The organism is Streptomyces ipomoeae 91-03 (genome assembly GCF_000317595.1).
Classification (GTDB): Bacteria; Actinomycetota; Actinomycetes; order Streptomycetales; family Streptomycetaceae; genus Streptomyces; species Streptomyces ipomoeae.
This window is the reverse complement of record NZ_AEJC01000227.1, coordinates 1-10,359: the sequence shown is the minus strand read 5'-3', so window position 1 is coordinate 10,359 and position 10,359 is coordinate 1. Positions and strand designations below refer to the sequence as shown.

Genomic DNA, 10,359 nt, shown 5'->3' with positions numbered 1-10,359 from the left:
TTGTGAACCCGAAATTCTATCATTTTCAATGTCCAACGCCACCAAATACCCAAATCTCGGGGCGCACCCCAAGCATGCGTGACGGCCCGAAGTGCCTCCTAAGCGCATCACGCTTCGAATGCAACTCGATGAATCCCGGCAGCTGCTCTCACGTCGCAGAGACAAGTCCGGTAAGCCTGCTGAATTCTCAATCTGACCTCTCCTCCTTTATAAAACCCTTCGTATAACGGGCGGTCAGCGCCTGTTCACCGGCCCTCCGCATCGCCCCCACCGGTGCGGCCCTGTATCCAGTCATCTGCTCCACCTGCACAGCCGCCTGGTGCACCAGCAGATCAAGCCCGCCGACCACGACTCCGCCGTACGCAGACCAGCGCGCAGCCAGATTCGTAGGCCACGGCTCGTAGATCACGTCAAACAGTACCCCAGGCTGCTCCGGCACTGCGCCCGACAGTGCATCCGTTGTTCCTGCCGGGGTCGTAGCAATGATTAGCGGAGCCTTCAACGCCTGCTCAGCGTTTGCCCAACTCTCCGTGCGCACCTCAATGCCCAGCCGCTCGCCACACTGCCGCATCTCGGCAGCGCGCACCTCACTACGTACGTACACCACGACCTCGCCGGTGCAAGTCCGTGCAAGCGCAGCCAGCGCAGACGACGCAGTGGCGCCTGCCCCGAGGATCGCTGCGCGCTCAATTTCCTCGATGCCCCGCTCACGCATGGCGGCAACCATTCCAGGGATGTCGGTGTTGTCTCCGACGCGCCGTCCGCCCTCTCCGAACACCAGCGTGTTGACGGCCTCTACCGAAGTCGCTGTCTCACTGATCTCGTCCAGCAATGGGATAACAGCCCGCTTAAGCGGCATCGTCAGCGACAGACCTGCCCACTCCGGCCCCAATTTTTCAATGAACCCGGGCAACGCCTCCTCGTCGACCTCGAACCGGTCGTACGACCAGTGGACAAGCCCTAGTTCCTTGTACGCGGCCCTGTGCAGTACCGGCGAGAGCGAGTGGGTGATCGGGGAACCGAGCACGGCGGCCCGGCGGGCGTCAGTTGCCCGAGCTGGCATTGAACTTTTCCTTGAGCTTGAGGAACTCATTGTGAGTCTTGGCAAATTCGGTCTTGTTCACACCGTCCGTCGCCACGAAGTAAATCCAGCCGTCATCGGTCGGGTTCAGAGCCGCCTGTAGTGCGTCGGCACCCGGGTTGTCGATCGGTCCGGGCGGCAGCCCCTTCTGGGTGTAGGTGTTGTATGGGTCCTGGTTACTGTTGACCTCTGACTCGCTGATGTCGATATTGCTCTCGCCTTTCAAATAGTTGAAGGTCGAGTCGAACTGGAGCAACTGGTAGGTCTCCGTATTCGTGGGCTTGAGACGATTATAAATCACTTCGGCCATTTTGCGGAAGTCATCATTCGTCTTGCCCTCAGCCTGGACAAGACTCGCCACGGTGAGCACCTGAAGCGGGTTGTCCAGCTTCAGCTCCTCGGCCTTGCCCTCCAGGTCGAGCTCCTCGTACTTCGTGTTGGAGAGATCCACCATTTCCTTCAGGACGTCCTTGGGCTTCATACCCTTGGCGACCGGATAGGTGGACGGGTAGAGGAATCCTTCCAGCGGATCCTTGATGTCGTCGTTGTCGTTCGCCCAGTCGGGAAGGCCGAGGGTGGACCATTCCTTCTCTGCGACGTTCTCAGTCGTGCCCTTCTCGAGCCCGAGTTTCTTGTCGATCTTGGCGTAGACCGCGTTGTTCCGCTCGCCTTCGACAACGGTGAAGTTGCTCTGGCTCTTCGGATCGAGCATCAGAGCAAGAGCGCTTTCGGCGGACATCTCCTTCTTGAGCAGATAAACGCCCGCCTGGATCGGCTTCGCGTCGGGATTCTGCGCCTGCGCGGCCGTAAAGGCATCAACGCTCTTGACGACCCCGGCCGCTTTCAGCTTCTGCCCGATCACAGACCCGAAGTCACCCTTTGAAATGGTGACCGTCACCGTTTCGTTCGTACCGCTCCCCGAATAGTCGGGCGCCTCACCGAAACGGCTCTGGTAGAACTGGTAGCCGAAATAGCCGGCCCCGCCGATACCGCCACCGATGACCAAAACGACCACCAGGCAGGCGACACCGTTGCGGCTCTTCTTGCCGGACTTACCCGGCTTTCCGGCCTTGCCGCCCCGGCCTTTGCGCTCGCCGCGACCGCCGCGCCCCTCGGCCTCGTCGTCACCGCCGTCACCGTCGTCGTCAGCGCCACCGGCGAAGAACGGGTGCTCGTCCTGCTCCGGCCCGGGATCCCAGTCGGTCCGCTCGGCGGTCTGCTGCAGCTCGGCTTCCGGTACGGCTCCCGGCTCGGGCCCGGTGTGACGCCGGGTGGGCGGCTCCGGCGGCGGGTAGGCGTCGGGCGTGCCGTAGAAGTCGGACTGCCCACCGTCGTACGCCACGGCCTGCTGCCCCCCGTAGGGGTTGGCCGGGTCGGCGACGTAGGGGCTCTGGGCGGCGTGCTGGTGCGTCCCGTTGCTCCAGCCGCCGTTGACCTGGTCGTACTGCTGGTCATGACCGCCGTACTGCTGCTGGTACGGGCCGGGATAGTGCTGCTGCCCGGGGTCGCCGTACTCCTGCTGGTACTGCTGATGCGCGTAGACATCCTGCTGACCGTTGCCCCAGCCGCCGTTTGCCTGCTGGTACGACTGCTGGTGGTGCTGCTCGGGGTAGTGCTGCTGCGGCTGGCCGCCGTAGGGGGACTGCCCGCCCGTCTGGGCCTGCTGTCCGCCCCATCCGCCGTCCCCGTACAACGGGTCGTCCGGATCCCATGGTTCGGAGCCTGGGCCCCGGCCATACTCAGTCATCGATCCCCTAGAGCCGCGAGGCGGCGGTCACGCGGGGCCTGTGGCTCGGCTTTCGTCCCCGCCTCTTTTTGTGCGGAGGCTGTTCGAAGGCCGCCGCATCGCGCGGAACGTTACCGTATCGCGATCAGTCGGCCACTTCGATGCCTTCGCCGGGAGCTTTACCTGACACCCGTTCGGATTCCAGCGCCTGTTGCAGGATGATCACGGCCGCTGCCTGGTCAATGACCGACCTGCCCTTTTTCGACTTCACCCCCGAAGCGCGGAGTCCTTGACCGGCCGTCACTGTGGTCATCCTCTCGTCGAGAAGTCTGACCGGAACGGGCGCGATCATGCGGGCCAGTTGCTGGGCGAAGCCGCGGACCTTGACGGCCGCCGGGCCCTCGCCCCCCTTGAGGGAGCGAGGGAGTCCGACGACGACCTCGATCGGCTCGTACTCCTCGACCAGTTGCCTCAACCGGCGCTGAGCCGCCGGGACATCTCGTCCGGGAACCGTTTCGACCGGGGTGGCGAGGATCCCGTCGGGGTCGCAGGAGGCGACCCCGATACGGACGTCCCCGACATCGATCGCGAGCCGACGGCCCCGGCGCATGACCGGGCCGTCCGCATTCGCCGGATCTGTCGTGCTCACTGGCTCGCCCGACCCGTCGTACTCACTTGGCCGTCTCGGTGACCAGGCGCTCGACCGCGTCCACGGCCTCGCCGATGGCCGCCGGGTTCTGGCCGCCGCCCTGGGCGACGTCCGGCTTGCCGCCACCGCCGCCGCCGAGGGTCTTGGCGGCCGTACGGACCAGATCGCCGGCCTTGAGACCGCGCTCGCGGGCGGCCTCGTTGGTGGCGATGACCGTCAGCGGCTTGCCGTTCACCGTGGTGAAGAGAGCGACCACGGCGGCCCGTCCGCCCTGGATGCGTCCGCGCACGTCGAGCACCAGCTTGCGCAGGTCGTCGGCGGTGGTGCCGTCGGGGACCCGACCGGTCACGAGCGCGATGCCGCGGACGTCCTTGGCGGACTCGGCGAGACCGGCGGCGGCCTGCAGAACCTTCTCGGCGCGGAACTTCTCGATCTCCTTCTCGGCGTCCTTCAGCTTGCCGAGCATGGCGGAGATCTTCTCCGGAAGCTCCTCCGGGCGCCCCTTGATCAGCTCCTGGAGCTGGGCGACGACCGTGTGCTCACGGGCGAGGAAGTTGTAGGCGTCGACGCCGACCAGGGCCTCGATACGGCGCACACCGGAGCCGATGGACGACTCGCCGAGCAGCTTCACCAGGCCCAGCTGGGCGGTGTTGTGGACGTGCGTGCCGCCGCACAGCTCCTTGGAGAAGTCGCCGATGGTGACGACACGGACGCGCTCGCCGTACTTCTCGCCGAACTCGGCGATGGCGCCCTGCTTCTTGGCCTCGTCGATGCCCATGATGTCGGCGCGGACGTCGAGATCGCGGGCGAGTACCTCGTTGATCTTCTGCTCGACGTCGGTCATCACGGCCGTGGGAACGGCGGACGGGGAGCCGAAGTCGAAGCGGAAGCGGCCGGGCTGGTTCTCGGAACCGGCCTGGGCGGCCGTCGGGCCGAGAGCGTCACGCAGGGCCTGGTGGGTGAGGTGCGTGGCCGAGTGGGCGCGGGCGATGGCCTTGCGGCGGCGGGAGTCGATCGAGGCGTGGGCCTTGGCGCCGACGGTCACCTCGCCGACCTGGACGACGCCCTTGTGGACGTAGACACCAGGCACCGGCTTCTGGCAGTCGCGGACCTCGATGACGGCACCGGAGTCCACCTTGATACGGCCGGTGTCGCCGATCTGGCCGCCGCCCTCGGCGTAGAACGGGGTGCGGTCGAGGACGATCTCGACCTCGTCGCCCTCGGTGGCGGCGGGCGAGGACAGGCCGTCGACGAGGATGCCGACGACCGTCGACTCACCCTCGGTGCTGTCGTAGCCGATGAAGTCGGTCTCGCCGGAGCTGTCGGCGATCTCGCGGTAGGCGCCGAGGTCGGCGTGGCCGGTCTTCTTGGCCCGGGCGTCGGCCTTGGCACGCTCCCGCTGCTCCTTCATCAGGCGGCGGAAGCCCTCCTCGTCCACGGAGAGGCCCTGCTCGGCGGCCATCTCCAGGGTGAGGTCGATCGGGAAGCCCCAGGTGTCGTGGAGCAGGAAGGCCTTGTCGCCGGCGAGGACCTTGCCACCGGAGGCCTTGGTCTCCGTGACGGCGGTGTCGAGGATGTTGGTGCCGGCCTTCAGTGTCTTGAGGAAGGCGGCCTCCTCGGCGAGGGCGACCTTCTCGATGCGCTCCCGGTCGGTGATGAGTTCGGGGTACTGCCGGCCCATCATGCCGATGACGACATCGATGAGGTCCTGCACGACCGGGCCGGTGGCGCCGAGGAGGCGCATGTTGCGGATGGCGCGGCGCATGATGCGGCGCAGGACGTAGCCACGGCCCTCGTTGCCGGGGGTGACGCCGTCGCCGATGAGCATCACGGCGGTGCGGATGTGGTCGGTGACCACGCGCAGGGAGACGTCGGAGTCCTTGGCGTCGCCATAGCGGACACCGGTCAGTTCGGTGGCCTTGTTGATGACGGCCATGGAGGTGTCGATCTCGTACATGTTCTGCACGCCCTGCAGAATCATGGCGAGGCGCTCCAGGCCGAGGCCGGTGTCGATGTTCTTGCTGGGCAGCTCGCCGAGGATCTCGAAGTCCTCCTTGGAGGTGCCCTCACCGCGCTCGTACTGCATGAAGACCAGGTTCCAGATCTCCACGTACCGCTCGTCGTTGACGGCCGGGCCGCCCTCGACGCCGAACTCCGGGCCGCGGTCGTAGTTGATCTCGGAACAGGGGCCGCACGGGCCGGGGACGCCCATGGACCAGTAGTTGTCCTTCATGCCGAGGCGCTGGATGCGCTCCTTGGGCACGCCGATCTGCTCGTGCCAGATGCGCTCGGCCTCGTCGTCGTCCTTGTAGACGGTGATCCAGAGCCTCTCCGGCTCCAGGCCGTAACCACCCTTGTCCTGGGGGCTGGTGAGCAGCTCCCAGGCGTGCTTGATGGCGCCTTCCTTGAAGTAGTCGCCGAAGGAGAAGTTGCCGCACATCTGGAAGAACGTGCCGTGCCGGGTGGTCTTGCCGACCTCTTCGATGTCCGGCGTACGGACGCACTTCTGCACGCTGGTGGCGCGGGTGAAGGAGGGCTTGACCTCACCCAGGAAGTACGGCTTGAAGGGGACCATGCCCGCGTTGACGAGCAGCAGAGTCGGGTCGTCCGCGATGAGCGACGCCGAAGGGACGACGGTGTGACCGCGCTCCTCGAAGAAGCTCAACCAGCGGCGGCGGATTTCAGCCGACTCCATCAGTGGTCCTCATTCCGGTTGTAGGGGTACGACGAGCTCTCGACGTACCTCTGATTCCTGCTGTACTTCGGGGTGTTGCTGTTCTCGATGGCGACGATGTGCCGCGGGGCCGGGAGTTCCGGGTACTGGTCGGGGTGGGACTCGATGCCGAGTGCCTCGCCCAGTTCCGCCTCCCGCTGGGCCATGTTGTCGCGGACGTCGACTGCGAAGCCGACCGCCCGGTCCTTGAGTCTGTGGCCCGCCTCGATCGCCTTGTTCGCCGCCTGGGTGGCGAGGTGCTCGGGGGTGAGCTGCTTGAGCTTGCGGTTGACCTTGGTGGTCGCCCACACTCCGGCGGCGACCCCTGTGGTGAACCAGAACGTACGGCGGAACATCGCTCGCTCAGTCCTTCTTTCCGCGGGTGCTCCGCCTGCTCCGGCGCGCACCGGGAACCGTACGGCCCACGATCACCGTACGGCGCGGCTCCTTGCCGGCCTCGCCGTCCCGTCGGCCGCCGATGGCCCGGCGTACGCCGTAGCCGAAGGCGGCGACCTTGACGAGGGGGCCGCCGAAGGTGGACGCGACGGTCGTGGAGAGCGCCGAGGCGTTCGACGTGACCTCCTGGACGTCGGACGCGATGGCGTCGACCCGGTCGATCTGGGTCTGCGCGGAGCGGACGGCGGTGGAGGCGTCGGCGAGGAGGGGGACGGCCTGGTCGGTCACGTCCGCGACGAGCTTGGTGGTCGCCTTGAGCGTCTGGGCCAGCCTCGCCAGCGCTACGGCGAGGAAGGAGACCAGGATCGCCCAGAAGACGGCCACCAGGATCCCGGCCACCTCTCCACCGGACACTGTGTGCCACCCGCTCCCTGGAACATGCCTGAACATCGAAAAGTCGTGTCCCGAGCCTATCGCGCCGGGGCGGTCGCTCCGACCGCATTTCCCGCTCCGCACACCCGTGAAAAGCGCCCGCGCGGGAAAGGCGAGAGCCCGCCGTCCCGCCCGCCCGGAGAGGGCGGGGAGACGACGGGCTGACGCTCGGTACGTATGTACTACGTCCGTCGAAGGAGGATCAACGGGCGTAGTACTCGACGACGAGCTGCTCGTCGCAGATGACCGGGACTTCCTTGCGGTTGGGCTCGCGGTCCAGGCGGAACGCCAGGGCCTTGAGGTTCACCTGGAGGTAGCGCGGGGTCTCACCGTCCGCGGCGAAGCCACCCTCGCGGGCGATCTCGAACAGCGGCTTCTGACGGCTGCGCTCACGGACCATGACGACGTCGTCCGGCTTGACGCGGAAGGACGGCTTGTCGACCTTGTGGCCGTTGACCTCGATGTGGCCGTGGACGACCATCTGGCGGGCCTGGTAGATCGTGCGGGCGATGCCCGAACGCAGGACCAGGGCGTCGAGACGGCGCTCGAGCTCGACGATCAGGGCCTCACCGGTCTTGCCCTGAACCTTGGAGGCGCGCTCGTAGGCGCGGACGAGCTGACGCTCGGAGATGTCGTACTGGGCGCGCAGGCGCTGCTTCTCGAGCAGACGGACCTTGTAGTCCGAGTTCTGCTTGCGGCCACGGCCGTGCTCGCCCGGCGGGTAGGGGCGGGCCTCGAAGTACTTGACGGCCTTCGGGGTCAGCGCGATGCCGAGGGCACGCGACTTCTTGACCTTGGGGCGGGACTGGTTCGCCACTGTTTTCCTTTTCCTTGATTCGGCTGCCTCAGGGTTACGGGAGGTCGCATCCGCAGCCGGGGAATCCCGCCAGGTCCACTGAGGACTTGTCGGGTAGCCGATCCCCTGGTCTGGGCACATACGTGCAGCACACGAACGGCCCACCGACCGCTTCCGGGACTCCGGCTGGTGGTGGGCTGCCCGCGACACCTACGACGGTGCGCGACACTCCTGGATCAAAGATCCGGCTGGTCGTCCCGCCTGAGGCGCCGACCGGAGCCGGACACGGGACGCAGCACTGCGAAAAAGTCTACAGGGTGGTCAGGACCGCTTCCGACCGAGGTGCTTCCTCGTCCACTCGACCGCGTCCGCGTAGCGCGCCTCGGCTCCGTGCCTGGTCGGGGTGTAGTACTCGCGGTCCTTCAGGGCGTCCGGCGCGTACTGCTGGGTGGCGATGCCCTCGGGCAGGTCGTGCGGGTACACATACCCCTGGGCGTGGCCGAGCTTGGCCGCGCCCTTGTAGTGCCCGTCCCGCAGGTGCGTCGGCACGGGCCCTGCCAGCCCTTTTCGTACGTCCTCCATGGCGGCGCCGATCGCCGTCGTCGCGGAGTTCGACTTGGGGGCGAGGGCCAGGGCGATGGTGGCGTGGCTGAGGGTGAGGGCGGCCTCCGGGAAGCCGATCATGGCGACGGCCTGTGCCGCCGCGACGGCTATCGGCAGCGCGTTGGGATCGGCGAGGCCGATGTCCTCGCTGGCGGAGATCATCAGACGGCGGGCGATGAAGCGGGGATCCTCGCCGGCTTCGATCATGCGGGCCAGATAGTGCAGGGCGGCGTCGACGTCCGAGCCTCGGATGGACTTGATGAGGGCGCTGGCCACGTCGTAGTGCTGGTCGCCGTCGCGGTCGTACTTCACGGCGGCCCGGTCGACGGTCTCCTCAAGCGTCTGGAGCCCGATTTCCTCCTCCCCCTTGTCGAGGGCGGCTCCGGCCGCGGCCTCCAGGGCGGTCAGGGCGCGGCGGGCGTCGCCGCCGGCGATCCGCAGGAGGTGGGCCTCGGTGTCCTCGGGGAGGGCGACGGCGCCCTTGAGACCGCGTTCGTCGGTCAGCGCGCGCTTGAGGAGGCCGCGCAGGTCGTCGTCGGTGAGGGGTTCGAGGGTGAGGAGCAGGGAGCGGGACAGCAGGGGGGAGATCACCGAGAAGTACGGGTTCTCCGTGGTCGCCGCGATCAGTGTGACCCAGCGGTTCTCGACGGCCGGGAGCAGGGAGTCCTGCTGGGCCTTGCTGAAGCGGTGGATCTCGTCGAGGAAGAGGACGGTCTCCTTGCCGAAGCCGCCGGTGGCGCGACGGGCACCGTCGATGACCGCGCGGACCTCCTTGACGCCGGCGGTGATCGCGGAGAGCTCCACGAAACGCTTGTTGGTGGCCTTGGAGACGACATACGCCAGGGTCGTCTTGCCCGTGCCGGGCGGGCCCCAGAGGATCACCGAGGAGGGTCCCGCCGGTCCGCCGCCGGACTCGCCGACCAGTCTGCGCAAGGGGGAACCGGGCTTCAGCAGGTGCTGTTGGCCCACGACCTCGTCGAGGGTGCGCGGGCGCATGCGCACGGCCAGGGGGCTGGCGGCCGGGTCCTTCTCCTGGCGTTCTTCTGCGGCGGCGGTGAACAGATCGGGCTCCACGCTGAAACCCTATGTCACGCCACTGACAGTCCCGTCGGAGCCGCCCGTCGGCTCGGTGGACGGGCCGTCAGCCGGGCGGGCGGGCCGTCAGCGGACGGGCCGTCAGCTGGTCCAGAAGTCCCACCAGCGGGTCAGGATCAGCATGCCGATGATGCCGATGTGCAGCACGGGCAGGACCCAGGTGAACTCGCCGAAGAAGCTCTTCAGCCAACTGGGCGCGGGCAGGAAGCCATTGCGCACGTTGAACGAGGTCACGTACCAGAACATGATGATCGTCGCGACCCAGGCGAGGCTGCACCACAGGCACAGGGCGTTGATCCGGTACAGCGACTGGAACATCAGCCAGGCGCAGAAGCTCACGCCGAAGAGGGTGCCGGCGTTGAAGGTGAGCCAGTACCAGCGGGGGAAGCGGGCGCGGGCGAGCAGGCTCATGCCGACGCAGATGACGATGCCGTAGCAGACGAGGCCGAGCATCGGGTTGGGGAACCCGAAGACGGCGGCCTGCTTGCTCTCCATGACGCTGCCGCAGGAGACGACGGGGTTCAGGCTGCAGCCCGGGGTGAACGTCTTGCCCTCGACCTTGGCCTCGAGCAGCTTGAACTTGTCGATCGTGATGACCCAGGCGGCGAGCAGCCCGGCCGCGCCGGTGATCAGCAGCATGATCGCGAAGGCGCGGCTGCCGCCCACCGTGCGGGGGGCGTCGTCGCTGTGGCGTTCCTGCTGGGCTGGGACGTCCTTGACTGTCGTCTTGCTCATCACGTCGTATCCGTCGCGTCGAAGGGCCTCACGGGCACGGTCATTGTGCCGTACACACTCGCGCGTCCACCGTTCGCTGGACGTAAATTCACCCCCGCCACGCCTTCGAGCTCGGGTGGGGACGGTTCGTTGG

General features: G+C 67.1%; 9 protein-coding genes. All 9 read right to left on the bottom strand.

The window, feature by feature from the left end; all coding sequences use genetic code 11:
- Nucleotides 1-187: 187 nt before the first annotated feature.
- Nucleotides 188-1,063 carry a shikimate dehydrogenase gene (locus STRIP9103_RS14830; protein ID WP_009311304.1) on the bottom strand — a complete coding sequence of 292 codons (876 nt, stop codon included), beginning with the start codon at nucleotides 1,061-1,063 and terminating at the stop codon, nucleotides 188-190.
- A complete protein-coding gene (gene mltG, locus STRIP9103_RS14825; RefSeq protein ID WP_078613911.1) occupies nucleotides 1,044-2,828 on the bottom strand; it encodes an endolytic transglycosylase MltG in 1,785 nt (594 codons plus the stop codon). Before mltG ends, STRIP9103_RS14830 begins: the two co-directional genes overlap by 20 nt.
- A gap of 124 nt (nucleotides 2,829-2,952) precedes the next feature.
- A complete protein-coding gene (ruvX, locus tag STRIP9103_RS14820; RefSeq protein WP_009311302.1) occupies nucleotides 2,953-3,417 on the bottom strand; it encodes a Holliday junction resolvase RuvX in 465 nt (154 codons plus the stop codon).
- Between the two features lie 61 nt (nucleotides 3,418-3,478).
- The gene (gene alaS, locus STRIP9103_RS14815) at nucleotides 3,479-6,151 is read right to left on the bottom strand and encodes an alanine--tRNA ligase (RefSeq protein WP_009311311.1); all 2,673 of its coding nucleotides are present in this window, start codon (nucleotides 6,149-6,151) and stop codon (nucleotides 3,479-3,481) included.
- A complete protein-coding gene (locus STRIP9103_RS14810; protein ID WP_009311307.1) occupies nucleotides 6,151-6,525 on the bottom strand; it encodes a hypothetical protein in 375 nt (124 codons plus the stop codon). Before STRIP9103_RS14810 ends, alaS begins: the two co-directional genes overlap by 1 nt.
- Before the next feature lie 7 nt (nucleotides 6,526-6,532).
- Complete coding sequence (locus STRIP9103_RS14805; RefSeq protein ID WP_009311309.1) at nucleotides 6,533-6,979, bottom strand: DUF948 domain-containing protein; 447 nt, start codon at nucleotides 6,977-6,979, stop codon at nucleotides 6,533-6,535.
- Nucleotides 6,980-7,199: 220 nt separating this feature from the next.
- Entirely contained in the window at nucleotides 7,200-7,814 is a 615-nt protein-coding gene (gene rpsD, locus STRIP9103_RS14800) for a 30S ribosomal protein S4 (protein ID WP_009311313.1), read from the bottom strand.
- A gap of 300 nt (nucleotides 7,815-8,114) precedes the next feature.
- The gene (locus tag STRIP9103_RS14795; RefSeq protein ID WP_009311315.1) at nucleotides 8,115-9,470 is read right to left on the bottom strand and encodes a replication-associated recombination protein A; all 1,356 of its coding nucleotides are present in this window, start codon (nucleotides 9,468-9,470) and stop codon (nucleotides 8,115-8,117) included.
- Nucleotides 9,471-9,572: 102 nt separating this feature from the next.
- A complete protein-coding gene (locus tag STRIP9103_RS14790) occupies nucleotides 9,573-10,226 on the bottom strand; it encodes a vitamin K epoxide reductase family protein (protein WP_048820306.1) in 654 nt (217 codons plus the stop codon).
- Nucleotides 10,227-10,359 lie beyond the last annotated feature (133 nt).